A 23,398-nucleotide genomic window follows, 5' to 3' on the forward strand; every position below is an offset into this window, starting at 1 on the left:
GACGACGGAACCGCCGAACCGACAACCCCGTGAACGTCGGCACCCACACCTGGTCATCCGCACAGAACACCCGCTCCACACCAAGATCATCGCGCACAGCACCCGACCGTTACGGGACAACCCTTAGGAGCGTGGCGGGAACGGCTGCGGCGATGAGACCGGCGACTGAGGCAAGCGCGATGAGCCCGCGCCGCTCCCAGTCGTGCCCGTACGCGCTCACGGCCCGCGTTTCGAGCTCCCCGACGAACGTGTTGGCGTCCCACAAGCGTTGCGCCGGGTCCTTGGTCAGTCCGTGCATGACCAGCGGATGAAGCGGCTCGGGAATCCCGTCCAAGGGGGGTGACTGACGAAGGTGCAGCGCTCGCAGGCCGTCCAGATCCCGGGCTTGGAACGGCTTGCGGCCGGATGTGCATTCGACGAAGACGCACGTGGCGGCATAGATGTCGGTGGCGGGGGATGCCGGCTGGCCGGTCCATTGCTCGGGGGCCATGTACGCCGGGGTTCCTGCGATTCCGCCTTGGCCTGTCAGGACGGCCACTCCGAAGTCGATGAGTTTGCTCGTCCCATCGTCCTGAACGAGGACGTTCCCAGGCTTGTAGTCCCGGTGGATGACGCCCACGGCATGCGCTGCTGCGAGCCCGAGTAACGATCCCTTGAGCATGAACAAGGCGGCTTCGGGAGCGAGTGGACCCTCATGGCTGTCGAGCACGGCGCGCAGGGATCGGCCAGGCACCACCTCCATGAGGATCGCCGAGCCTTGCGGCCCCTCGACGTAGCCGAGCAACCTTGCGACGTGTGGGTTCACTACCCGCTGCAGGAGCACCGCCTCTTGCCGGAACATCGCCTCTGAGCGTGGGTCGGCCTGCTGATCGAGTGTGAGGTACTTGATCGCTACCGGCCGGCGGTTGCCATCATGCTGAGCGAGGACGACGCGTCCCTGCGTCCCCGAGCCCAGCTCCTTGAGCTCGGTGTAGCCCGGAAGCCGCCATGGGCTCCGGTTCATCCGAACTTGCCGAGCTGCTTCTGGAGCACCGTAGAGGCTTGCTGGGCGATGGGCGCTGCCGAAACCTTCGGAGCGGTGCGCTGTGCGTACATGGTCGCTATGACGACGTTGCCGCGCGACGCGTAGTCATAGAAGACGTTGTAAACGTTGAACTTCGTGGCATCCGGTGGGTACACCTGCTGTTCGGTTCCCTGCAAGTGAGCCCAGGACTGGACGGCGGCGTCGGTGACCTTCCACGTGTCGTTGTGGGAGAAGATGGTGAAGTTGTCGGTCACCTTCTTCGGTGGGACGTGACGGCGCTTCACGCACTTGTTCGCCGCGTTGCTGAGGGCCGAGTACGCCGAGTTCGCGCTGGTGGCGTCGTCGTAGCGTGCGATCAACTGGGCGTACTGGAACTGATCAGCCCCGAGAGTGTCATTGACGAACTGGCGAGTCGTCAGTTGGGGTGACCCCGGCATCTTGAAGCCGGTCAATGAGCAGATAGGCACCTTGTCGAGCTTGAGTGGGTCCAGTACCACCTTGATCTCGTGGATGCCCTTCTTGATGTCGGTCGGCGCGAGGAGCGCGGCCTTGACCTGCTCTGTGGAAAAGGACGCGGGTGGACTTGTGGGCGGCGTGGTCGGAGCAGACGGAGTCGGGGCTGTCTTTTTGTGGGAGCCACCGCATCCGGTGAGGGAGAGTGCCGTGACCACCGTCATGCAGGCGGCCATCGTCGCGCCACGATGCCCAAAGCCCGTCGCCCCGATCATTGGCGGCTGCCAGTCTGGATCTCGGCGACGATCAGTGGGTTCTGGACCGATGTCATCGTCATGGCAGGGAGGTCGCCCCCAGGCTGGTCGCAGTCGGCGCCTGTACACGTCCAGTGGATGTTCCAGCTGATCGTTGCCGTGATCTGGTAGGCGCCGCTGCCGCTGTCGCCAGTGGAGGAACGCTGGTAGGTGTGACTGCACGTCGTGCCGTTGCTGCTGCCCGCGTCGTTGCAGATCATCTGTGGGTCGGCCGGGTCTCCGAGTTGCCACGTGACCTGGGCCGGAGTCGCCGTCGCCTGGACGGTCTGTCCTGGAACGGTCACCGGCGGGGTCTGGACGGTGACGAAGCCGCCCACCCAGAAGGCCGTCTTGACGCGAACGTAGGTCTTCCCCGACGGCGCCGTGTGGACGACCGGCACGGGGAGCTGCGCTCCGGCTGCGGCCTGCTGGGCGAGGGTCGCGGTGTTGATGTGGGCCGGTGGCGGGGCGCCGCCTCCGCCACCGTTGCCTGCGCCGGGTCCCAGATTGCCATTGGTGCCTGGGGCAACCGGGATGTCGCCCGTGCCGCCGCCTCCGCCCCCGCCCCCACCTCCGCCGGTTCCGCCCCCGCCACCGCCCCCGCCTCCGCCTCCGCCAGGGGAGTTGCGGTTGCAGCCGAAGCCGCCGTTGCTACCGGTGCCACAAGGGTCGGCCTTCGCTTGGGCGGGCATGAGGAGTGCGGCTGTGAGCGCGGCGACGCACAGGCTCGCTGTGCGGAGGGCCGGTCTGGCTGGTCCTGGCATGGGGGTTCCTTCCCTGCCCAACGCCCGGCGGGGGCGGCGCGGTGCGGCGTGCGGGGTCAGCATTGGTTGTCCTGGACGCTGTCGTAGACCTTCCAAACACTGTCGACGTACTTCAGGCCCGTTCGGTAGACGTATGCGCTGCCGGTTCGTCCGCCCAGGCGTTTGCCGGTCTTGGCTGAGTAGCGGTAGCCGACGAGGGTGCGCATGCAGTCGATGACGAAGACCTTGGCGCCGTCTTGGGAGCGGGCGTAGACGCGGGGGTTGGAGATGTTGACGAAGCGCCAGATCTCGCCCTTGGCCTTCGTCGCCTCGACGTCGTTGGTGACCTTGGTGAGGAGGGGGTCGGCGGCGACCTGGGCGAGGGGGGACGGGTCGTTGTTCGTGTAGACCTGCTGGTAGGTCTGCTGGAACTTGCGGTACGCCTGGATGACGGCGGCGTCGACTTGTTTCGGTGTCATCGTGCTCGGCAGGCCGGGGCCTGTGGGGGACGGCGGGAGACCCGAGGGCGGGGCGTTGTTCGCGTTGCCGAACTTGCCGTCCGGGTTGAAGCCGCCGTTGGCGTGGGATCCGCCGCATGCGGACGCGCACGTCAGGATCAGGAGGGCCGCGAGAGGGGCTCGGCCGGCGCGCTTACGGACGGCATGACCGATCCCCGCGGGGGACGAACGTACCGACCGGCTGTGCATCGCTATCCCTGGCCGCATTGCCGACAACGGGGCGGAGTACGCGCGAAAGCTTACAGAGGTGCATGTTGCGAGTGAAGAGTTCCGTTGCCGAAAGGTTCCGACGAGCCGCCCGGACGGGGGAGATCAACTCACGACGCGCGGGAGCGGGCGTGCCGTTCCGGGGTCGGACGGCACGCCCGTCGTCTCACTTGCGGAAGCGGTCGGTCGCTCGGACGAGCAGTTCGGCGGTGCCGGGCTCCGATCCGCCGTGGCCCGCGTTCTCGACGATGTGGTACTCGGCCTCCGGCCAGGCGCGGTGCAGCGCGAACGCGCCGGCCGGCGGGGTCTTCATGTCGTAGCGGCCGTTCACGATGACCGCGGGGATGTGCCGGATCTTGTCGATGCCGTCGAGTAGCTCGTCCTTCTCAAGGAAGCACTGCTGGCTGAAGTAGTGCTGGAGGATACGGCCGAACGCGATGAGCGTCGCGTCGTCCAGTTCGGGCGGCGGCACGGGCAGGAGGGTGTTCGCGGCGATCTCCCACGCGCCCCACGCGTGGGCGGCCGGGACGTGGACGGCCGGGTCCGGGTCGTTCAGGCGGCGGCCGTAGGCGGACGTGAGGTCGTCGCGCTCGGCGTCCGGGATGAAGTCGCGTAGGCGCGCGTAGTCTTCGGGGAAGAGGCGTCCGGCGCCATATGGTCCTGTGGCCCATGCGATGTCGGCTTCCTGGTCCGGCAGCCAGATGCCGCGCAGGACGATCTCGCTGACCGCGTCCGGGTACCGCTGGGCGTAGGCGAGCGCGAGCGTACTACCCCAGGATCCGCCGAACAGCAGCCACTTCTCGACACCGAGGTGCGCGCGGAGCGCCTCGATGTCGGCGATGAGGTGCGCGGTCGTGTTGACGGAGAGGTCGACGTTGACGTCCCCGGCGTGCGGACGGCTCTGCCCGCATCCCCGCTGGTCGAACAGGATGATCCGGTAGGCGTCCGGATCGAACCAGCGGCGCATGGACGGGAGCACCCCGCCGCCCGGGCCGCCGTGGATGAGGAGCGCCGGTTTACCTGCGGGGTTGCCGCACTCCTCCCAGTAGAGCTCCTGGCCGTCGCCGACCGGCAGCATGCCCTGGGTGTTCGGTTCGATGGGGGGATACATCGCACGTCCTAACGTCTGACGGCCATCTGAAGTTCGAAGAGATAACGCTTGGTGACACGTCCGGAGTGCCGATCTTCGATGAGGCGCTCGATACAGGTCAGGAGACCACGACGCGCGGACGGCGGGAGCGCGCGGTGGCCGGAGTAGGTGAGGAGGACGTCCAGGTACTCGGACGTCGTGTAAGCGATGTCGCGGGTCACGCGGCGGATGGACAGACGTTCGAAGTGCGTGTCCAGGTTGTAGTCGGTGGACGGGACATCCGAGGCGGCGGTGAGGCGCAGACCCGGCCGCGTTGCCGGATCGAAGCGCTCGTAACACTCCTGGACTTCAGCGAAGAAGGGCGACGTGCCGCCTTCGACGTGGTGCGTGGTGATGATCGCGAGGGAGCCGCCGTCATGACGCAGGGCTTCCGCGGCTTTTCGGGCGCGGACGGCCGGGTCGAGCCAGTGGAAGGACGACGCGGCGACGACGAGGTCGAAGGGGGCTGCCGGGAGCGTCCAGTCTTCGAAGGTCGTGTTGACGACCTCTACCTGCGGAAACGCGCTCAGGTTGCGGCGGGTCACGGCGGCGAGGTTCGCGCCCAGTTCGACGGCGGTGACCGAGCAGCCGCGTTCGGCGAGGGCGCGTGTCGCCTGACCCGTCCCGCATCCGATCTCCAGGACGCGGCATCCGGGACGCAGCGGAAGAGCGTCGACCAACGCGTCCGGATATGTCGGACGCGCCTTGTCGTAAAGCTCGGCGTCCTCGGTGAAGGTCGCGCGGAGGCGCTCACGGTCCATGCCCGCCATGATGGGGGAGCGGCGAACCGGCGCCTTGGACGAACTGCGCCGGCGATCGTGTCGGCCGGTTTCGGCCGTTGTCCTCCCGCGTGGCCCGGTGCCGTCCTCGCAGGGTGGGGTGTGGGCGTCACAGGGGTGCGGATGCCGTTGGCGGCCGTTCGGGCGCCAACGCGTGTGATCCTCGGCGCAAGGCGGTTAGACGCGTGGGGGGACGGGCGGGTTCGGCACTCTTCGTGTGGAAAACGACACGATCACGTGAGGCCAAAAGAACGTTATCGTCTGCGTGATTCGCTCATCCCCTTGTGTGAGGAGAGATGCAGATGCGAAGGTTCGCAACAGTGGTGATCACGTCCGGGGCGCTCGTGGCCGGGGTCGCCGGGACGGCCCTCCCGGCCGGCGCGACCACCTCGGCGGACGGTTTCGGCGTTGAGGCCACGACCGTCCAGCAGGGTTCGGTGACCGGGGCCGCCGCGCAGAAGATGGCGCGGGGCAAGGGACAGATGGTGCTGCCGCAGACGATGAAGGCGGCGGGCGGGGCGGTGCACGCGACGTCCTGCCGCTGGGTCGAGCGGACGCGGGGACGCAAGACGTCCAGGGGACGCTGGATCATCTACGTGAAGACCCGTCTGACCTGGTGCTACGACGGGCTGCATGTGAACTCGGCGCGGGTCAACCGATCCGCGTACACCTACAACAAGCGGACCTGGCGCCTGAAAGGCTGGCGGCAGCACTCGCTGACGCACGACAGCACCTGGGCGTCCGTCCTGGCGAAGAGCCAGTACACCTTCTACTACACGGGCAACGGCCGCTACTACCGTCCGTACGCCGACGTCATGGGTTCCTTCAACGGCGGCTACCACGTCTGGGCGGGCGGCTGATCCACCCCGGCGAACGCCCGCTGACGCCGAAGCATCAAGCGCCGAAGCGTCGGTGAGGCCGAGCGGCGAGCGCCCTGCCCGCGCACCCGGGCAGGGCGCTCGCGCATGCGCGCGCGGGTCAGGAGCGCGGCGCGTACATGATGACGGCGACGCCGGCGAGGCAGACCAGGGCGCCGATGACGTCGTAGCGGTCGGGACGGAAGCCGTCCATGACCATGCCCCAGGCCAGGGAGCCCGCGACGAAGACGCCGCCGTACGCGGCGAGGATCCGGCCGAAGTGGGCGTCCGGCTGGAGGGTGGCGACGAAGCCGTAGAGGCCGAGCGCGACGATGCCCGCGCCGATCCAGGCGGCGCCGCGGTGTTCGCGGACGCCCTGCCAGACCATCCACGCTCCGCCGATCTCGGCGACCGCGGCGAGGACGAACAGCAGCAGCGACCGCAGGACGTTCACGACGCGATCTTCCCACGCGCGCCGGTCACGGGCACGGGCACAAGCACGGGCACAAACACGGTCGCGGGCACAGGCACGGTCGCGGGCACGGGCACGGTCAGGAGGCGGTCTTGGAGAGGAAGCCGGAGAGAGCCTGCTCGTAGCCGGACGAGTCGACGTTCCACGCCTCGGTGTGGTCGGCGTTCGGCTCGGCGACCTGCGTGACCATCCCGGCCGGGGCCTTCCGCGCGAACTCCAGGGACGGGCCGTTGTCGACCGTGCCGTCCTGCCCGGCGGTGAACAGCAGGGTCGGGGTCTTCAGGCGGGGCGCGAACGGGCGCAGGTCCATGGCGCCGAGGTCGACGTCGTAACGCCAGGTCAGCATCCTCATCGCGACGTCGGTCTCGAGTGACGGCAGGCCGCGCGACGAGCCCTGCTTGTGGAGGGTGGACCGCCAGTCCAGGACGGGTGAGTCCAGGACGACGCCGCGGACGAACGACGGGTCCGGCGCGTGCTGCAGCGCGGACATCGCCATCCACCCGCCCATCGACCATCCGTACAGGACGACGCCCGTCGCGCCCTGCGAACGCGCGTAGGCGATCGCGGACGCGACGTCGTTCCACTCCTTCGAGCCGAGCAGGTTCCGGCCGTTCGCCCCGGGCGGCGCGCCCCGGTCGTTCCGGTAGGAGATCGACAGCATCGGCATGCCGCTGTCGTGGACGGTCTTCATCGCGCGGAACGTCTCGGCGCGGTCGGCGTTGTGGCCGTGGACGGCGATCACCCACGTGGAGTTCTTCGTCCGGCCGGGGACCAGCCACGCGGGCATCGCGCCGACCTGCGAGGGATAGGTGACATTCTGGAAGTCCAGGCCGAGCGCCTTCTTCGGGTCGCCGTGGTAGACCCAGTGGTCGAGGCCGACCGTCAGGCCCGGCTCCAGCTTTCCGGACGGCACGGAGAGCACCTTCCGGACGATCGTCCCGGTGTCCATCCCGGCGATCGACTCGCTCTTGCGGACGACCTCGCCGATGATCGCCCGGCCGCCGCCGTCCCGGAGGCCGATCGCCCATTCCAGGCCGAACACGCCGGGCCGGGTGGTGGCGTCCGTCCGGGGGAGGGTGACCGTGCCGTCCCCGACGGCGCGGACCCGCAGGTCATAGGTGCGTCCGTGGTCGACCTGGGTGGCGACGCCCGAAAAGTACCAGCCGATCGCGACCGACGCCGCGAACGCCAGGAGCAGGACGGCGGTCAGGCCGGACACCAGGAGTCGTCCCGGGCTGAGGGGCCTGCGGGCCGGTTTGGCGGGCTTCTTGGCGGCGGTCAGGACGCTTCGGAGGGGCACGCACCTGACGTTAACGGAGGTCACCGGATGCTGCGTCCTCCGTCCGCCACCCGGACGCGGCCGCCCGTCAGGGCCGGGTGTGGCGGAGTTCGTCGCGGGCGTCCATGAGGGCGAAGCCCAGGAGGTTCAGGCCGCGCCACTGGGACGGCCGCTTCGCCTGCGGCGCGTTCTCGTCGTAGCCGATGCCCCAGACGCGGTCCAGGGGGCTGGCCTCGACGAGGATCTTGCTACCCGTCGAGAGCAGGAAGTCGCGCAGGCCGGGGTCGGAGGCGAACTTGGCGACGCTGCCGCGCCGGACGATGTCGGACCGGTGCTCGACCCAGGCGGCCTCGTCGAAGCCGCGGACCTTCCGGCCGAGGGCCTTGGCGCGACCCGGCTGCGCGGTGGAGAGGATGTCGCGGACGGACGCCTCGTCCCCGAAGAGCCGCGCCTTCTCGCACATCATGAAGTGCTCGGCGGTCGGGTAGCGCACGCCGTCCACGGTGAACGGCGACGGGTACCACTGGCTCAGGCAGCCCTTCGGCTGCCTCCCTCCCCAGAACAGCACGAACTTCGGGAGTTTGCCGCGCTTCTCCAAATTGAGCAGTTCGTCCATGGTCACGCCCCGAGCTTGGCGGAGGCCGCGCCGCCGGCGCAATCGGAATAGACGAGCCCCCCGGCCGGAGATCCCGGCCGGGGGGGCTCGCCGACAGGACTAGAAGCGCAGCGGCTCCCGCGAGTCACGCGGGATGCGGCGCTGGCCCTGCGAGCTGTAGTCGGGCATGACCGCCGGGCAGCGCGCGCCCGCCGCCGGGCGCTTCCCGGACAGCACGAACGCGTCCACCGAGGTGCGGACGCAGCCGCTCAGCCCGTACAGGCCGTGGCCCGTGCCCTGGTAGGTCACCAGGGACGACGTCCTGACCTGCCGGTTCACGCCCTCCGCCCACGGGTAGACGGTCGCCGGGTCGGCGACGCCGCCGACGACCAGCACCGGCACGGACGGCGCGATCCGCACCGGACGCTGCCGGTCGGCCCCGCGCGGACGGCCCAGGCACGAGACGATCGCCTCGTAGCCGAGCGGGCTCGTCCCGAGGTGCGGGGCGGCCTTTCGGTTCGCCGCCCACACCGCGGCCAGGGCCTTGTGGTCGCGGACCGGGAACGTCCAGTCCGAGCACATGATCCCGGCGAACCGGCCGTCCGGGGACGCCTTGGCCCGCGGGCTCGACACCTTCCTGACCTTCTGCTTGGACAGGTAGGACAGCTCCTCGCTCAGCTCGTTCCACGCGATCGGGTCGTACATCGTCACGCGGACCATCTGGGCGATCCCGGCCGGGGTCAGCCGGATCTTGGACGAGTCGATGTCGTGCAGCGTCCCGGCGGAGGAGCGCTTCATCAGCCCGTCCAGCACCTTCCACGGGTCCTTCCCGCGGAGGGCGCAGAACTTCGACGTCGGGCACCACTTGGCGAACTGCGCGTACGCCGTCTCGAGGCCGCGCGACTCGTCCATGGAGAACCGCGTCGCGCCCGCGACGGTGTGGTCCATGGTGCCGTCGACGACCAGGGCCTTGAGACGGCCCGGGTACAGCTCGGCGTACCGCTGCCCGAGCCAGGTGCCGTACGAGACGCCGTAGTAGGTGATCTTCTTCTCGCCGAGCGCCGCGCGGACGGCGTCCATGTCGCGCGCGTGGTCGGTGGCGCCCATGTGGTCGTACACGGGGCCGGTGTACTTGCGGCACGCCTTGTACAGCGCGCGCTGGTAGGACTTGAGCTTCGCGAACTCGGCCTGGTTCTTCGGGTACAGCGCCGGGGCCTTGCCGAGCTTCCCGCACTTGACGGGATGGCTGGCGCCGACGCCGCGCGGGTCGAACCCGACGATGTCGTAGCGCTTGCGCACCTCACGGGACAGCCCGGCGCGGTCGAGCACGAAGTCGATGCTCGACCCGCCCGGACCGCCCGGGTTCACGAAGATCGTCCCGAGGCGGTGCTTCGGGTCGGTGGCCTTCGCCCGTGCCACGGCGAGCTTGACCTTGCCGAGCTTGGGGTGGGCCCTGTCGATGGGAACGGACAGTGTGCCGCACTGCGCGGAGTGGTCGTCCGCACAGCGCTTCCAGGTGATCTTGGCGGGGGACGCGGCCTGCGCCGGCGTGGACACCAGCGGAACCGCCGCCACCAGGGCGGCGGCCGTCGCGGCGAATCCCGCCGTGCGGCCCATAAGGGTCACGGAAAGGGACTCCTGTGGATGGGGGGTCTGCGGGGACGCGAAGATGATCTCGGCGGGAGATCACGATTGGGTCATGTTCCGAACGCGGAATACCGACTCACCCCCGCCACGAAACCACGGAGCCCCCGCCGGCCGAGCGCCCGGCGAGGGCTCCGTCACCTGGACGTCAGTCCCCATCGGGACGGACGCCAGGCCCACATCGGGACATCAGCCCTGGATCGCCTTGTAGAGCTTGATCGCGGCGGACCCGAGGTACGGCGAGTTCATCTGGAGCGTCTTGGTCATGTGCGTGCTGTTGACGCCCGAGACCCGCCCGATGCCGTTGCTCTTCATCCCGTACAGCCACGGCCCACCGCTCGCGCCCGGGCCCATGCTGCACCACATGCCGAGGGCGCCGGACGGGTACTTGGACGCGAAGCTCGTCCCGGAGCAGTACCAGAGCTGCTCGATGCCGAGGTGCTTGCCGGAGGGCATCGCGTGGTCCGGGTAGCCGAACGACGTGAACTTGTACGTGCGGTGCTTGTAACCGAAGCTCACGCCCTGCGCGCCCGTCACCGACTGGATCGCGGTCTTGCCGTGCTTCTTCACGGTGAACGCGGCGAAGTCGTAGCGCAGGTCGCGGTTGTTCGCCCACGGCGCCATGACCCGGATCTTGTCCAGGTACCAGGTGCCGAGGCTCTTGCCCTTGTTGTAGTCGGGCTGGAAGCCGTAGTAGCGGTAGAACCCGCTGTTGCCGCCCTGGCCCTTGTGGACGCAGTGCCCGGCCGTCCACACCGTCGACTTGTTGTGCGAGGTGATGATGGTGGCGGTGCAGTAGTAGCCGGTCCTGCCGTCGTCGGTGGCGACGAGGCGCCCGATCGTGCGGGCGGGGGCCTTGCCGTGCCGCGACCAGACCTTGGCGGTGGAGCTGGCGGCGGTGACGTTGCCCTGCGCCGCGAGCGCGTCGGGGGTGTTCTCGGGGAGCGAGCCGTCGAGGCTGAGCGCCTTGGCGTCCGCCGCGTCCGCCTGCATGCCGCCGGCCTGCGCCGCGGGCTCCGGCATCGGCTTCAGCTTCATCTTGGACGGGTCGAAGTTCGCCTGCGCCGACATGCCGGAGCCGAAGTCCTTGGAGACGATGGCCGGCCCGGCCGGGGACTGCGCCGAGACCTTCCCGGCGTCGTGAGTGGTGGAGCCGGCGGCGGCGTAGACCACCCCGCCGCCGAGGACGAGCGCGCCCGCGGCGCCGCCCGCGATGAGGAGTCGGGTCTGGGAGAGACGCACCAACTGGCCTTTCCGTTGAGGGATTCGGTAACAGCCGTGATGAAAGCCCCAAGCCAAGCGACTTGGGGCGCGTGCGTCAAATTACGCTAAGTGCGACAGACGTGATGAATAACCGTGAAGCTAATGTGACGCTTACCTTTCGCCCGATGAGGACAGGGGAATGCCGAACGCCGTGCGGTCGGTGGTGATGAGGGTGGTGAGCAGGGCGGCCAAGGTGGCTGCGACCTGGGCGGTCGTCGACTCGGGGACGTCGCGGGGGCTCTCGAAGGCTTGGTGGACGGTTCTCGCCAGGAGGGCCGCCTGCTGGGTGGGGGGATCGGCGGCGGGGGTGGGGCCGGGTGCGGAGGAAGCCCTCGGAGGTGGCCTGGTAGGCGTGGCCGGTCTCGGCCGCGGTGAGGTCGTCGCGGAGCATGCCGCGGTGTCCTGGGTGCGGGGCAGGTCGTCTCGGGCCGCGGCGGCGGTCTAGCCGCCGGTTCGGGTCTGGATCTCCTGGACGGTCAGGTGCGTCGAGCCGGACGCCGGGAACGTGCCGTAGGAGCCGCCTCGGGAGTCGCAGGATCCGGCGCACGACCAGGTCACCGCGTAGTAAACGGTGGCGGTCACCGTGAAGGACCCGGAGCGGCGGAAGGCGTGGGCGCAGCCGGACGGCGGGCCGCCCCGGCGGTACGGGGTGCCCGGCCCGTCGCACGTGATCGTCGCGTCGCCGAGCGACCACTCGACGCGCTGCGGCGTCCCGACCACGGTGACGGTCTGGCCGTCCAGGGCGGCCCGGGCCCGCTGCGGACGCCACGTGGACGCGTCGACCCACAGGTACGTCGGCAGCGACACCCACGAGCGCCCCGACGGGTTGGTGTGCGGGACGGGCGGCGGGAGCGCGAACGCGGCCCACGCCATCGCGGCGACGTCGGCGGTCGACGTCCGGTCGGGTTCGCCGGGGAGCGTGAAGCAGTGGTCGGCGCCGCCGGTCACCTGGCACATCGGCTTGATCTTGAGGGCGTGCGCGGTCGCGTTCGCGGGAGAGCCCGCCGGGACGGCCGTGACCGCGCCGATCGAGCAGCCCCAGTCCGCCGGAGTGGCGCAGCCGCTCACCAGCGCCCAGGCGAGAAGGGGCGCGGTCAGCATCGGGAGTCCTTCGGCGTGGCGATCGACGCGACCTTCCAGACGCCGCCGGCACGGCTGAGCGTGGCGTACAGCAGGTAGCGGCGGGGAGCGGGCACGCCGCCCACGCGCTTCCCGGTGTCGCGGCGGAACGTGTACGGGCCCGCCGCGGCCATGCAGTCGACGACCACCGCCGACCCCGCCCGGACGGAGGCCGCCCGGGGGTGCGGGGCGGCGTGTCCCCGGCGGACGATCCCGGCGCGGGCGTCGGCGGCGATCTCGTCCCGGAGACGCCCGGCCTCCACGCCGGTCGCGACGTCCGGCACCTGGGACGCGTCGCCTGTCGCCAGCGCCCGCTCGACGACTTGATGGAAGCGGCGGTACCGGAGCAGGACGGCCGTCCGGGCGGCGACGGCGGGCGGTGCGAGGGAGGCCGGGGCGGCGGCGGCCCGGTTCGGGAACACGCCGGACGGGTCCAGGGATCCCTGGGAGACCTCGGCCGTGTGCGTGCAGGCCGCGGCGGACAGGCACACGGCGGTCAGGCACACGGCGGACCGGCACAGCGTGAGCGCGGCGGCCGGCCTGCCTCGCATCGAGTCCTCCTCAGGTGTCGGACTCGCAGGCTAACGGCGTGATCGGGCGAGGCGCCGGAGCTCCGGAGAACGTCCCGGAGGGCCCCTGTCGCGGCGGAATCAGGCGGTTCGGCCGATGTCCGCGACGACGTTCAGGCCGAGGAGCAGGTCCAGGTGGACGAAGGTCTCCAGCTTCGAGCCCGGGGGGATCGCCTCGTCCGCCGCGACCCGGTCGAGGACGTCCAGCGCGGTGGGGGCGTCCAGGTCGTCGGCCAGCGCGGTCTCGGCCTCGGTGACCGACGGGCGGTGCAGCGGACGGCCCGGGGCGTTCGCCCAGCCCGCCACGTCCGCGCGCCATCCCGCCAGGCGGGACGCTGCGGCGTCGGCGTTCAAGACGAGCGGCTCGCGGTAAGGGACCGCCAGGAACGCCAGGCGCACGGCCAGGGGATCGGCGTCGGACGACCCGGATACGGGCGGCACCACGAGCGTCAGCGCGTTCGCCTCGTGTGCGCGCGGGGAGACGTAGACGTCGGCGTCGGACGGGACCTCGGGATACAGGGGAGCGACGCCGTAGTCGGAGGCGTTCTCGTGCGCGGCGCCCGACAGCAGGACGGTCCGCCTGCCGCGTTCGGCGACGCGGCGGAGGAGATCGGCGACGACCAGCGCGCGGAGGTCGGCGCCGTCCAGGAGATGGACGCGCAGCACCTCCCCGCGAGGCAGACCTTCGAGCCGTCCGGTGCGAGGGTCGTGCAGGCGCAGCATGCTTCGGAGCCTAAGCGATGCCCCCGGATCCGGAACGCACCGGAGGCCCCACGCGGCGGTACTACGGGAGCGGGGTCGAGCCGTCCGGCTTGCGGACGGCCGCGAAGCGCAGCCGGACGTAGTCGGCGACCCAGCCGGACTCGCGGCGCAGCGCCGGGGCGGCCAGCTCGTTCACCCGGGTCAGCAGCGGCTCGACCAGCTCGGGCGGGACGTCGATGAGCGCGCTCGGGGCGTAGATGCGGATCCAGTCGGCCGCGCCGTCCGGGCACTCGGTCATCCGGGACGGGCGGTCGGCGTGCTCGAGCAGCCGGATCGTGAACCCGCCGTCCTCCAGGCGCGCCGCGTACTCGGCGGGCGTCGGGAAGTACCAGGGCAGCTCGGGCTCGCCGAGGCCGAACACGCGCCACGCGGTCTGCATCGCGGCGATCAGCTCGGCGCAGTTCCCGGCGCCGCCGAGCTCGCCGACGAACCGTCCGCCGGGGCGCAGCGCGCCGTGGACGCGGGCGATCACCGCGTCCGGGTCGCGGGTCATCCAGTGCAGGGCCGCGTTGGAGGCGACCGCGTCGAACGGCTCGCTGGTGCTGAAGTCGTGCGCGTCGCCGATCGTGAACGACAGGCCCGGGTTGAGCGTGGAGGCCCGGGCGACCATCTCCGGCGCGCCGTCGATGCCCAGCACCTCGGCCCCGCGCTCGGCGATCTCCGCGCTGAACGTGCCGGTCCCGCAGCCCAGGTCGATGATCTTCTCGCCGGGTTGCGGGTCGAGCAGGTCGACCAGCGGGGCGCCGTGTGCGGAGACGTACCCGAAGGCTGAGTCGTACGTCGACACGGACCAGTTCACTTTCGCAATTTATCGGACTTACCACTCGGTCCGGGCGCTCGCCCCCGTCCGCGCGGCCATATCGTGACGAGAACGAGCGAGGAGGGTGACGGATCGGTGGAGCAGCAGCGGACACGGGGAGAGGTCCGGATCGTCGGGGCCGAGCGGCCGGGCGGACTGGAACTGCGGACGGCGGGCCTGGCGGCGCGCGGCATGACGGAACTGCGGGTCACGGGCCTCGCCTGGTATCTGGGGTCCGGCTGGTCGCAGGTGCTGGGGGAGCTGGTGCGGCGGATCGCGGCCGCCGGGCCGGGGCATCCGACGACGTTCGACCTCGGCGAGGAGGGGGACGTCACGATCAACCTGGTGCCGGACGGCGACTTCCTCGCCCCGCACCCGCCGCCCGGGGTGTCGCTGAGCGTGGCCGACTGGCGGCGGGACGTCGTCGACCGCCTGTTCCCCACGGCGTCGTCCTGACCCGCGTCCTCCTGACCCGCGTCCTCCTGGCGCGTGTCGTCCTGACCCGCGTCGTCCCGGGGCGCGTCCGCCGCCGGAGCCAGGCCCCGCCGCGTCCCCCGAAGCGAGTCGCGTTCTAGAATCTGCTTCCATTTCGCGTGAAGGGACGGCCGGGTGACGTACACCGAGATCGAGTACGAGGTGCGGGACGGGATCGCCACGATCACCCTGAACCGGCCGCACCGGATGAACGCCTACACGCCCACGATGCGCGCCGAGACGCTCGACGCGTTCGACCGGATCGACGCCGACGACGACGTCCGCGTGGTCGTCGTGACCGGCGCGGGCAGGGCGTTCTGCGCCGGGGCCGACCTCGGTGGTGGGGGCGACACGTTCAACAAGGACAAGTCCCACGACATGTTCGCGGGCGAGGACGACCTCCTGGAGGACGGCACTCCGCGCGACGGCGGCGGCACGGTCGCGCTGCGCATCGCACGCTGCCTCAAGCCCGTGATCGGCGCGTTCAACGGCGCGGCCGTCGGCGTCGGGGTGACGATGACGCTGCCCATGGACATCCGGCTGGCCAGCGAGAACGCCAAGTTCGGGTTCGTGTTCGCGCGGCGCGGGATCGTCACGGAGGCGGCCTCGTCCTGGTTCCTGCCGCGGCTCGTCGGGATCGCGCAGGCCATGGAGTGGGCCGCGACCGGGCGCGTGTTCGACGCTCAGGAGGCCCTCGCGGGCGGCCTGGTCTCCCGCCTGTACGCGCCGGACGAGCTGCTGCCCGCCGCCTACGACCTCGCCCGCGAGATCGCGGGCAACACCTCGGCGGTCTCGGTCGCGGCGATCCGGCGGCTGATGTGGTCGGGGCTGTCGGCGCCGTCCCCGTGGGACGCGCACGTCAACGACTCGCGGCTCATGGCCGCGCTCGGCGCCGCCCCGGACGCTGCCGAGGGCGTCACGTCCTTCCTGGAGAAGCGGCCCGCCGCGTTCCCGATGCGGGTCAGCGCGGACCTGCCCGCCGAGGTCCCCGACTGGCCGCTGCGCTGACCGTCCCGCCGCGCTGACCTGTCCCCTGCGCTGACCTGCCCGCCGTGCTGACCTGCCCGCCGTGCTGACCTGGCCGTCCCGGGCGACCTGGGGGTTTTGCCGATTCTGGACGGGATCCTCGGCGACACGTGGGCCGTTCGGGGGCACGCCAGCAGGGTAGGCGGGTCCAGAGGGCGGAGGTGCGCACGATGCGGGTCACACCGATGGCGGGCATCGCCATGGCCGGGGTGCTGTCCGGGACGCTCGCGGCCTGCGGGTCCGTCCACTCCGGCGAACTCAGGCAGCAGGCCGCGGCCGTGAAGGGACGCGCGGCCACGCCCACGCCGAGTCCCACGCCCACCGCGCCGCCCCCGCGGACCGTCGACTGCGTCCACCTGAAGTGCGTGGCGCTGACCTTCGACGACGGGCCCGGACCGTACACGGACCACCTGCTGGACGTCCTGAAGGGCGCCGGGGCTCGGGCGACGTTCTTCCTGCTCGGGGAGAACGTCGGCGGGCATCAGGCGGAGGTCCGGCGGATGGTCCTCGAAGGGCACCAGATCGGCAACCACAGCTGGTCGCACCCGCAGCTCACGGGGCTGTCGAGCGCGGCCGTCCGGTCGCAGGTCCAGCGGACGCAGAAGGCGATCACCGAGGCGTCCGGCGGGGTGGCGCCGACGCTGTTCCGCCCGCCCTACGGCGCGACGAACGCCCGGGTAGGCAAGGCCGTCGGGATGCCGGAGATCGTCTGGGACGTCGACAGCCTCGACTGGCGGTACCGCAACGTGGCCCGGAACGTCCGGGTCGGGACGCGGGAGCCGAAGAAGGGCAGCGTCGTGCTGTTCCACGACATCCACAAGACGACCGTGCAGGCGATCCCGCGCGTCCTCGCGGGGTTGCAGAAGCGCGGGTTCACCTTCGTCACGGTCGGCGAGCTGACCGCGGGACGGACGCTCGCCGCGGGCCACACGTTCCCCGCCTGGTCATAGGTCGAGTTCCGGTTTGAGCTGGGACATCCGCCAGCGGCGGCGCAGCGCGACCACCCCGGCGAGCAGGGCGAGCGCGGCGGCCAGGTAGAGCGCCAGGACGCCCGCGTCGCGCAGCGCGCGGCTCGCGAGGCCGCCGGAGATCGTCGTCCGCAGCGGCTCGACCAGGTACGTCATCGGGATGACCTCGTGGAGCGCCCGGAACGGCTGCGGGAGCGTCTCCACCGGATACAGGCCGCCGCACGACACCAGCTGCGTGATCAGCAGGACGAGCGCCACCGCGTCCGCCACGGCGCCGAGCGCCACCCGCAGGACCTGCACGATCGCGCCGAACGTGGCGACGCCGAGGGCCATCAGGCCGAGCGTCCCGGCCGTGGAGACGGGATCCAGGCCGAGGCCGACGTCCAGGATGAGGAACAGCACGAGCGCCGCGACCAGCCCGACCGCCAGGACCGGCAGGAACGCGGCGAACGCGACCGTCCCGGCGCCGAGGCGGGAGACCAGCAGCCGTCCCGACACCGGCCTGAGCAGCAGGAACGCGACGATGCCGAACACCCAGAGCCCGATCGCGATGAAGAACGGCGCGAGCCCGCGCCCGTAGACCCGGGCCGGATGGGCGTTGGACGTGCCGACGTCGACCGGGTTCGCGAAGTTCTCGGCCGCGCGGTGCAGGTCGCCGTTCTGGATCACCGGGATCTGGTCCCGCGCGGACGCCAGCCCGGACGCCAGCTTCGCCGCACCCTCCTTGAGCTGCGCGTTCCCCGCGTCCAGCTGCTGCGCCCCGGACAGCAGGCGGCCGTTGCCGTCGTCCAGTCGCCGGGCGCCGGACAGCAGCGCGCCGGAGCCGGACCGGAGCTGCCGTGCGCCCGCGAGCAGGGGCGTCACGCCGTTGTCGAGCTGCCGCGCGCCGGTCGCGACGGCCGCCGCGCCCTGGTCGAGCGTCCGGAGCCCGGACGCGCCCTCCAGCAGCTTCGACCGCAGCGCCGGGACGACCTGCTGGAGGCCGCGCGCGTCCGAGGCGAGGCCCACGGCGACGGCGTTGACGTGGGCCGTCGACCGGGCGAGGTCGGCGGTCCGTTCCGAGAGGAGGTCGGCCTCGCCGAGCAGCTTCCGCAGGACGGGGTCGTTCGCGGAGATCCGGTAGCGGGCGGCGAGCCGGTGCAGCCTGCCCGGAAGCGTCGCGTCGAGCCCTCGGGCGATGTCCAGGGCGGTCCAGTAGCCGTAGGAGCGGGCGAGGGCCGGGAAGCGGGACGCCAGGCGGCGCAGACGCTGCTCGGCCGTGCCGTCCACGGCCTTGAACGACGCCAGGAGCCCGCGGAACTGCCGGCTCCGCGCGATCCGGCGGTCGCGGGAGGCCAGCGAGCGCAGCCACTCGGAGATTGCTCTGGTGTCCTTGGCGAGCCGCTGCCCGAGGACGGACGCCGTCGACGTCAGCCGCGCCGCCTCCGCGGTCACCGCCGTCGCCCTGTCCGCCAGGGGCGCCAGCCCGGCGGCGGCGAGCTCGGCCAGCGGGACGGCCGTGGCCGCCAGGTCGTGGACGCCCCCGGCGACCTGCTCCGCTCCCGGCGCGAGCTTCGAGGACCCGGCCTTGAGCTGCGCCAGGCCGTTCGCGAGCTGCGCGGTCCCCGTGCTCGCCTGGCCGAGCCCGGAGGCGAGCGCGGCGCTGCCCTGCTTGGCCGCGCCCAGGCCGCTCACGAGCTGCGCCGACCCGTCCTTGGCGCTGGTCAGGCCCGAACCGAGCTGGGCCGCGCCGTCCGCCGCGTCCGAGATCCCGCTGTGCAGCTGCGACAGCCGCCCGAACGCCGCCTCGAAGTACGCGCTGATCGCCGCCGCCGAGATCTTCCGCTCCAGCTCGGACTGGACGGTCTTGGCCATGACCCCCACGAGGTAGTTGTTCGCGTCGTCGAGCCGGATCGACATCGCGGCCTTCTCCGGCATTCCCGTCGCGCCGCTGGTCAGCCGGGAGCTGAAGTCCGGCGGGACGGTGATCACGGCGTAGTAGCGGCCGTGCGCCAGGCCGTGCGCGGCGTTCCGGGCGCCCACGAAGTGCCAGCCGAGCAGCCGGTCCCGCCGGAGCTCCGACACGAAGTCCGCGCCCGCGTCGATCGTCCGCCCCTCGGCCTGGACGGCCCGGTCCTCGTTCACCACCGCCACCGGCACCCGGGACAGCCGGTTGTAGGGGTTCCAGTTGGACCACAGGTAGATCCCGCCGTAGATCGTCGGGACGATCACCACGAACGCCAGGGCGAGCCGCTGGAGCGCCGTCCGGAAGCGCAGCAGCTCGAAGGGCGCGAGGCGGAGCGCGCGCATCAGGCGCCGCCCCCGAGGTGGGCGAACACGTCCGCGAGGCCGTGCGCCGGGGACGCGTCGACGACCGTCGCGACCACGGCCGGCCCGGTCCCGGCGGCGCGGCGGACGGCCGCCCACAGCGCGACCTGCTCGGCGGCGTCCGCGCCCCGGTCCAGGTCGTCCAGGACGATCACCGGGGCGTTCTCGAGCAGCGCGAGGGCGAGCGCGAGCCGCGTCACCTGGGCGTCCGGCAGGTCCCGGACGAGCTCGTGGTCGTCCGCGCGGAGGCCGGTGAGCTCACGGGCGTCCCCGAAGTCCCGGACCCCACCCGCGCCGCGCTCACCGTCCGCACCGTCCGGGCCGTGCTCGCCGTCCGGGCTCTCCGCGCCGTCAGCGCCGTCAATGCCGTCAGCGCCGTCAGCGCCGTCAGCGCCGTCAGCGCCGTCTGTGCCGTCTGTGCCGCCCGGGGCGTGTGCGCCGCGCAGGGTCAGCAGGCGTTCGGCGACGTGCTGGCCGACGCGCAGTTCGGGTTCGGGCCCGGCCGCGCCCGCCGCCCGCGCGACGGCGACCAGGGCCCGGATCCGCGCCGCGTCCGAGGTGCCCGCGACCACCAGCCCGCCCGCCGACGGGCGCATCCGCCCGGCCAGCGTGAGCAGCAGCGACGTCCGCCCGCTGCCGCCGGGACCGGCGACCGCGACGACCTGTCCGGGCCCGGCCTCCAGCGTCACCCCGGAGAACACCGGGCCCCGGCGCGTCCGCGCGCCGAGCCCCTCGGCCGCGACCACAGCTTTCATATCGACCCCCCGGAGACACCTTCCGGAGGGCGTGCCGCGCCCGGTCCGCCGAACCGGCGGGACGGCCGCGATCTTCACCGAACCTTTGCCCGGGGCGGCCCGGGAGGCTAGTCGGAGCGGGGACGGCGCTTGGGCGGAGGAGCGGGCGGGACGACCTTGCCCGCGACGACGATGCCCTCGGGGACGTCCACCAGTTCGCCGTTCCGGCGGCGCACCTCGAGCACGCCGCCGGACCAGGATTCGAGCACCCCGACCACGTCGCTGTACTCTCCCGTTGGCAGACGGCGGCGCAGCGAGACTCGCTCGCCGACGTCGGCCGGTGTGACGGAGACCACCAGCCGCGCGCCGATACGCCCTGACATGTGCGACCCCCATGTCGAATCGACCGTGCGGTGATGGCAATACTATTCACAGCGAGCTTGCGGTGAGCCGTGACGTGCGGCGGGGCCGGTAACCCGAGAGGAGTCACTCACGTGACCTACGTCATTGCGCAGCCCTGCGTGGACCTGCTCGACAAGGCATGCATCGAAGAGTGCCCGGTCGACTGCATCTACGAGGGCAAGCGGATGCTCTACATCCACCCCGACGAGTGCGTTGACTGCGGCGCCTGTGAGCCGGTCTGCCCGGTGGAGGCCATCTACTACGAGGATGACACCCCCGAGCAGTGGAAGGACTTCTACAAGGTCAACGTGGAGTTCTTCGACGACCTCGGCTCCCCGGGCGGCGCCTCGAAGGTCGGCAAGATCGAGAAGGACCACCCGATCGTCGCCGCGCTGCCCCCGCAGTCGACGGAGGAGTGACGGCCGCCGGGGCCGTCCCCGGTTCGGTTTGAGTCGTCGGGCCGTGACCTCCCAGGAGGTCACGGCCCTTTTTTCGCCACCGAGTGACAGGAGGGGCGGGAGTTGCTGCCGCTGCCGGATTTTCCGTGGGATCGCCTGGCCCCCTACAAGAAGCGCGCGGCCGCGCATCCGGACGGGATCGTGGACCTCTCGGTCGGCACGCCGGTCGACCCCACCCCCGAACCGGTCCGTGAGGCGCTGCGCGCCGCGGCCGACGCCCCGGGCTATCCGCAGACCTACGGGACGCCGGAGCTGCGCGAGTCCGTCGCGGGCTGGATGCGCCGCCGCCTCGGCGTGGCCGACGCCAACCCCGACGCCGTGCTCCCGGTCGTCGGCACCAAGGAACTGGTCGCCTGGCTGCCGACGCTGCTCGGCCTCGGCCCGGGCGACAAGGTCGCCTTCCCGGAGCTCGCGTACCCGACCTACGACGTCGGCGCGCGGCTGGCGGGCGCCGGCTCCGTCGCGACCGACTCGCTGCTGGCCCTCGGCCCGGAGACGCCGAAGCTGGTCTGGGTGAACTCGCCGTCCAACCCGACCGGCAAGGTGCTGCCCGTCGACCACCTGCGCAAGGTCGTCGCGTGGGCGCGCGAGCGGGGCGCGGTCGTCGCCAGCGACGAGTGCTACGTCGAGTTCGGCTGGGACGAGGCGAAGCAGCCGGTCTCGATCCTGCACCCGGACGTCTGCGAGGGCTCCCACAAGGGGCTGCTCGTGGTGAACTCGCTGTCCAAGCGGTCCAACCTCGCCGGGTACCGCGCCGGGTTCGTCAGCGGCGACCTCGACCTGGTCCGGCGGCTGCTGGAGGTCCGCAAGCACGCGGGGATGATCGTCCCGGCGCCGGTGCAGGCCGCGATGCGCGCCGCGTTCGACGACGACGAGCACGTCCGCGAGCAGTACGCCCGCTACGCCCGCCGCCGGACGGCGCTGCGCGCGGCGTTCGAGGGGCACGGCTTCCGCATCGACCACTCCGAGGCGTCCCTGTACCTGTGGGCGACGCGGGACGAGTCGTGCTGGGACACCGTCGACCACCTCGCGGGTCTCGGCGTCCTCGTCGGCCCGGGCGACTTCTACGGCCCGGCCGGGGGGAAGCACATCCGGGTGGCGTTCACCGCCACCGACGAGCGCGTCGAGGCCGCCACCGCCCGCCTCTGACCCTTCCCGGGGCCCGCCACCGCAGGGTGGCGGGCCTTTCGCGTTCCAGGTGCATTGGCGTAGGTCACAGGCGTCCTGCCTGGGGCGACGGACGGGCCCTGCGCTACATTGAGGGCAGGTCAGTACGCACTTACACGCGAGGAGTCCCCGCGCATGGCACGCGACGTCTTCACCGAGGAGCACGAGTCCTTCCGGGACATGGTGAGGTCCTTCATCGCGAAGGAGATCGAGCCGCACCACGCGCAGTGGGAGAAGGACGAGATCGTCTCCCGGGAGGTGTGGCTCGCCGCCGGACGGCAGGGCCTGCTCGGCATCGAGATGCCCGAGGAGTACGGCGGCGGGGGCGAGTCCGACTACCGCTACTACGCCGTCCTCAACGAGGAGCTGGCGCGGGCGGGCGCGTCCGGGCCGGGCTTCTCGGTGCACAACGACGTCGTCGGCGGCTACCTGGTGCAGCTGCTGAACGACGAGCAGAAGGCGCGCTGGCTGCCCGGCTACTGCTCCGGCGAGCTGATCACCGCGATCGCGATGACCGAGCCCGCCGCCGGGTCCGACCTCCAGGGCATGAGGACCACCGCCGTCCTCGACGGCGACGACTACGTCCTCAACGGGCAGAAGACCTTCATCACCAACGGCATCCTGTCCGACCTGGTGATCGTCGCGGCGAAGACCGACCCGTCCGCCGGGGCGCACGGCGTCTCGCTGCTCATGGTCGAGCGCGGCATGGACGGCTTCGAGCGCGGCCGCAACCTCGACAAGATCGGCATGCACGCCCAGGACACCGCCGAGCTGTTCTTCGACAACGTCCGCGTGCCGAAGGCGAACCTCCTCGGCGAGGAGGGCCTGGGCTTCATCTACCTCATGCAGAACCTCGCCCGCGAGCGCCTCTGCATCGCCGTGTCCGCCGTCGCGGGCGCGCAGGCCGCGTTCGACATGACGCTCGAGTACTGCAGGAACCGCGAGGCGTTCGGGCGTCCGATCGGCAGGTTCCAGCACAACCGGTTCACGCTCGCCGAGATGAAGACCGAGATCACCGTGAGCCGCGCGTTCCTCGACCAGTGCCTCACCAAGGAGGTCCGCGGCGAGCTGGACGCCGAGGAGGCGTCCATGGCCAAGTACTGGACGACCGAGATGCTCAAGACCGTCGTCGACCGCTGCCTCCAGCTGCACGGCGGCTACGGCTACATGAACGAGTACCCGATCGCCAAGGCCTACCAGGACGTCCGCATCCAGACCATCTTCGGCGGCACCACCGAGATCATGAAGGAGATCATCGGCCGCGGCCTCGGCATCTGACCCTCGTCCGGGTGCGCCTGCGCGCGGTGGCCGGTCTCCGCCAGGTCGGGCGGTGACGCAACCGCCCGGCGGTCCGGTA

At 71.4% G+C, this 23,398-nt stretch carries 25 protein-coding genes; 7 read left to right on the forward strand and 18 right to left on the reverse strand.

The genetic code is table 11. The features are described 5' to 3' along the window. Nucleotides 1-109: 109 nt before the first annotated feature. The 6 genes from EBO15_RS27455 to EBO15_RS27480 form a co-directional block, all read right to left on the reverse strand. Nucleotides 110-1,003: a serine/threonine-protein kinase gene (locus tag EBO15_RS27455; RefSeq protein WP_122197348.1), complete on the reverse strand. Its 894-nt coding sequence runs from the start codon at nt 1,001-1,003 to the stop codon at nt 110-112. Then, nucleotides 1,000-1,752 carry a hypothetical protein gene (locus tag EBO15_RS27460; RefSeq protein WP_122197349.1) on the reverse strand — a complete coding sequence of 251 codons (753 nt, stop codon included), beginning with the start codon at nt 1,750-1,752 and terminating at the stop codon, nt 1,000-1,002. Before EBO15_RS27460 ends, EBO15_RS27455 begins: the two co-directional genes overlap by 4 nt. After that, nucleotides 1,749-2,171, reverse strand: a complete 423-nt coding sequence (locus EBO15_RS27465) for a hypothetical protein (RefSeq protein ID WP_122197350.1) — start codon at nt 2,169-2,171, stop codon at nt 1,749-1,751. The genes EBO15_RS27460 and EBO15_RS27465 overlap by 4 nt, the downstream gene beginning before the upstream one ends. Before the next feature lie 419 nt (nt 2,172-2,590). Then, a complete protein-coding gene (locus tag EBO15_RS27470) occupies nt 2,591-3,220 on the reverse strand; it encodes a hypothetical protein (protein ID WP_122197351.1) in 630 nt (209 codons plus the stop codon). 184 nt (nt 3,221-3,404) lie between these two features. Next, a complete protein-coding gene (gene pip, locus EBO15_RS27475) occupies nt 3,405-4,349 on the reverse strand; it encodes a prolyl aminopeptidase (protein WP_122197352.1) in 945 nt (314 codons plus the stop codon). Nucleotides 4,350-4,357: 8 nt separating this feature from the next. Next, a complete protein-coding gene (locus tag EBO15_RS27480; protein ID WP_199744846.1) occupies nt 4,358-5,128 on the reverse strand; it encodes a class I SAM-dependent methyltransferase in 771 nt (256 codons plus the stop codon). Between the two features lie 320 nt (nt 5,129-5,448). Between EBO15_RS27480 and EBO15_RS27485 the strand changes: the two genes are divergently transcribed. Continuing rightward, on the forward strand, nt 5,449-6,006 hold the full coding sequence (locus tag EBO15_RS27485; RefSeq protein ID WP_147481670.1) for a hypothetical protein: 558 nt from the start codon (nt 5,449-5,451) through the stop codon (nt 6,004-6,006). 118 nt (nt 6,007-6,124) lie between these two features. On the opposite strand, the gene EBO15_RS27490 is transcribed toward EBO15_RS27485, so the two are convergent. The 9 genes from EBO15_RS27490 to EBO15_RS27535 form a co-directional block, all read right to left on the reverse strand. Further along, nucleotides 6,125-6,457: a YnfA family protein gene (locus tag EBO15_RS27490; protein ID WP_122197355.1), complete on the reverse strand. Its 333-nt coding sequence runs from the start codon at nt 6,455-6,457 to the stop codon at nt 6,125-6,127. A 97-nt stretch (nt 6,458-6,554) separates the two neighbouring features. Next, nucleotides 6,555-7,775 (reverse strand): alpha/beta hydrolase family protein, encoded by a 1,221-nt coding sequence (locus EBO15_RS27495; RefSeq protein ID WP_147481671.1) that lies wholly within the window; start codon nt 7,773-7,775, stop codon nt 6,555-6,557. A gap of 67 nt (nt 7,776-7,842) precedes the next feature. Beyond that, on the reverse strand, nt 7,843-8,370 hold the full coding sequence (locus EBO15_RS27500) for an NADAR family protein (protein WP_122197392.1): 528 nt from the start codon (nt 8,368-8,370) through the stop codon (nt 7,843-7,845). Between the two features lie 99 nt (nt 8,371-8,469). Beyond that, entirely contained in the window at nt 8,470-9,966 is a 1,497-nt protein-coding gene (locus EBO15_RS27505; protein ID WP_122197357.1) for an alpha/beta hydrolase, read from the reverse strand. Nucleotides 9,967-10,182: 216 nt separating this feature from the next. Continuing rightward, a complete protein-coding gene (locus EBO15_RS27510; protein ID WP_122197358.1) occupies nt 10,183-11,235 on the reverse strand; it encodes a trypsin-like serine peptidase in 1,053 nt (350 codons plus the stop codon). A 462-nt stretch (nt 11,236-11,697) separates the two neighbouring features. Next, entirely contained in the window at nt 11,698-12,357 is a 660-nt protein-coding gene (locus tag EBO15_RS27520) for a hypothetical protein (protein WP_122197360.1), read from the reverse strand. Continuing rightward, on the reverse strand, nt 12,351-12,926 hold the full coding sequence (locus tag EBO15_RS27525; protein WP_122197361.1) for a hypothetical protein: 576 nt from the start codon (nt 12,924-12,926) through the stop codon (nt 12,351-12,353). Before EBO15_RS27525 ends, EBO15_RS27520 begins: the two co-directional genes overlap by 7 nt. Nucleotides 12,927-13,025: 99 nt before the next feature. Continuing rightward, a complete protein-coding gene (locus tag EBO15_RS27530; RefSeq protein ID WP_147481673.1) occupies nt 13,026-13,667 on the reverse strand; it encodes a hypothetical protein in 642 nt (213 codons plus the stop codon). Nucleotides 13,668-13,728: 61 nt separating this feature from the next. Then, nucleotides 13,729-14,505 carry a class I SAM-dependent methyltransferase gene (locus tag EBO15_RS27535; RefSeq protein WP_122197363.1) on the reverse strand — a complete coding sequence of 259 codons (777 nt, stop codon included), beginning with the start codon at nt 14,503-14,505 and terminating at the stop codon, nt 13,729-13,731. 96 nt (nt 14,506-14,601) lie between these two features. Here EBO15_RS27535 and EBO15_RS44460 point away from each other — a divergent pair, with 96 nt between their 5' ends. The 3 genes from EBO15_RS44460 (at nt 14,602) to EBO15_RS27545 (ending at nt 16,955) form a co-directional block, all read left to right on the forward strand. Beyond that, nucleotides 14,602-14,961, forward strand: coding sequence for a hypothetical protein (locus EBO15_RS44460; protein ID WP_158628364.1), 360 nt, complete (start codon nt 14,602-14,604; stop codon nt 14,959-14,961). 153 nt (nt 14,962-15,114) lie between these two features. Further along, nucleotides 15,115-15,987, forward strand: coding sequence for an enoyl-CoA hydratase-related protein (locus EBO15_RS27540; protein WP_122197364.1), 873 nt, complete (start codon nt 15,115-15,117; stop codon nt 15,985-15,987). 188 nt (nt 15,988-16,175) lie between these two features. Further along, entirely contained in the window at nt 16,176-16,955 is a 780-nt protein-coding gene (locus EBO15_RS27545) for a polysaccharide deacetylase family protein (protein ID WP_233616463.1), read from the forward strand. On the opposite strand, the gene EBO15_RS27550 is transcribed toward EBO15_RS27545, so the two are convergent. The 3 genes from EBO15_RS27550 to EBO15_RS27560 all read right to left on the reverse strand — a co-directional run bounded on the left by EBO15_RS27550 (nt 16,950) and on the right by EBO15_RS27560 (nt 20,397). Further along, nucleotides 16,950-19,262, reverse strand: a complete 2,313-nt coding sequence (locus EBO15_RS27550; RefSeq protein ID WP_122197365.1) for a YhgE/Pip domain-containing protein — start codon at nt 19,260-19,262, stop codon at nt 16,950-16,952. The two genes, EBO15_RS27545 and EBO15_RS27550, sit on opposite strands and share 6 nt — an antisense overlap. Next, the gene (locus EBO15_RS27555; protein ID WP_122197366.1) at nt 19,262-20,035 is read right to left on the reverse strand and encodes an ATP-binding cassette domain-containing protein; all 774 of its coding nucleotides are present in this window, start codon (nt 20,033-20,035) and stop codon (nt 19,262-19,264) included. Before EBO15_RS27555 ends, EBO15_RS27550 begins: the two co-directional genes overlap by 1 nt. Before the next feature lie 107 nt (nt 20,036-20,142). Further along, nucleotides 20,143-20,397, reverse strand: coding sequence for a putative acetyltransferase (locus tag EBO15_RS27560; protein WP_122197367.1), 255 nt, complete (start codon nt 20,395-20,397; stop codon nt 20,143-20,145). Between the two features lie 111 nt (nt 20,398-20,508). Between EBO15_RS27560 and fdxA the strand changes: the two genes are divergently transcribed. The 3 genes from fdxA (at nt 20,509) to EBO15_RS27575 (ending at nt 23,319) form a co-directional block, all read left to right on the forward strand. Beyond that, a complete protein-coding gene (gene fdxA / locus EBO15_RS27565) occupies nt 20,509-20,835 on the forward strand; it encodes a ferredoxin (protein WP_122197368.1) in 327 nt (108 codons plus the stop codon). 102 nt (nt 20,836-20,937) lie between these two features. Continuing rightward, a complete protein-coding gene (gene dapC / locus EBO15_RS27570) occupies nt 20,938-22,023 on the forward strand; it encodes a succinyldiaminopimelate transaminase (RefSeq protein WP_122197369.1) in 1,086 nt (361 codons plus the stop codon). A 153-nt stretch (nt 22,024-22,176) separates the two neighbouring features. Continuing rightward, nucleotides 22,177-23,319: an acyl-CoA dehydrogenase family protein gene (locus tag EBO15_RS27575; protein WP_122197370.1), complete on the forward strand. Its 1,143-nt coding sequence runs from the start codon at nt 22,177-22,179 to the stop codon at nt 23,317-23,319. The last annotated feature ends 79 nt before the right edge of the window (nt 23,320-23,398 follow it).

The organism is Actinomadura harenae (assembly GCF_003696215.1).
In the GTDB taxonomy this organism is placed as follows: Bacteria; Actinomycetota; Actinomycetes; order Streptosporangiales; family Streptosporangiaceae; genus Spirillospora; species Spirillospora harenae.

Coding starts and splice junctions, on each gene's coding strand:
- EBO15_RS27455 (WP_122197348.1), bottom strand. CDS start 1,003: ATGAACCGGAGCCCATGGCGGCTTCCGGGCTACACCGAGCTCAAGGAG.
- EBO15_RS27460 (WP_122197349.1), bottom strand. CDS start 1,752: ATGATCGGGGCGACGGGCTTTGGGCATCGTGGCGCGACGATGGCCGCC.
- EBO15_RS27470 (WP_122197351.1), bottom strand. CDS start 3,220: ATGCACAGCCGGTCGGTACGTTCGTCCCCCGCGGGGATCGGTCATGCC.
- pip (WP_122197352.1), bottom strand. CDS start 4,349: ATGTATCCCCCCATCGAACCGAACACCCAGGGCATGCTGCCGGTCGGC.
- EBO15_RS27480 (WP_199744846.1), bottom strand. CDS start 5,128: ATGGACCGTGAGCGCCTCCGCGCGACCTTCACCGAGGACGCCGAGCTT.
- EBO15_RS27485 (WP_147481670.1), top strand. CDS start 5,449: ATGCGAAGGTTCGCAACAGTGGTGATCACGTCCGGGGCGCTCGTGGCC.
- EBO15_RS27500 (WP_122197392.1), bottom strand. CDS start 8,370: ATGGACGAACTGCTCAATTTGGAGAAGCGCGGCAAACTCCCGAAGTTC.
- EBO15_RS27505 (WP_122197357.1), bottom strand. CDS start 9,966: ATGGGCCGCACGGCGGGATTCGCCGCGACGGCCGCCGCCCTGGTGGCG.
- EBO15_RS27520 (WP_122197360.1), bottom strand. CDS start 12,357: ATGCTGACCGCGCCCCTTCTCGCCTGGGCGCTGGTGAGCGGCTGCGCC.
- EBO15_RS27525 (WP_122197361.1), bottom strand. CDS start 12,926: ATGCGAGGCAGGCCGGCCGCCGCGCTCACGCTGTGCCGGTCCGCCGTG.
- EBO15_RS27530 (WP_147481673.1), bottom strand. CDS start 13,667: ATGCTGCGCCTGCACGACCCTCGCACCGGACGGCTCGAAGGTCTGCCT.
- EBO15_RS27545 (WP_233616463.1), top strand. CDS start 16,176: ATGCGGGTCACACCGATGGCGGGCATCGCCATGGCCGGGGTGCTGTCC.
- EBO15_RS27550 (WP_122197365.1), bottom strand. CDS start 19,262: ATGCGCGCGCTCCGCCTCGCGCCCTTCGAGCTGCTGCGCTTCCGGACG.
- EBO15_RS27555 (WP_122197366.1), bottom strand. CDS start 20,035: ATGAAAGCTGTGGTCGCGGCCGAGGGGCTCGGCGCGCGGACGCGCCGG.
- EBO15_RS27560 (WP_122197367.1), bottom strand. CDS start 20,397: ATGTCAGGGCGTATCGGCGCGCGGCTGGTGGTCTCCGTCACACCGGCC.
- EBO15_RS27575 (WP_122197370.1), top strand. CDS start 22,177: ATGGCACGCGACGTCTTCACCGAGGAGCACGAGTCCTTCCGGGACATG.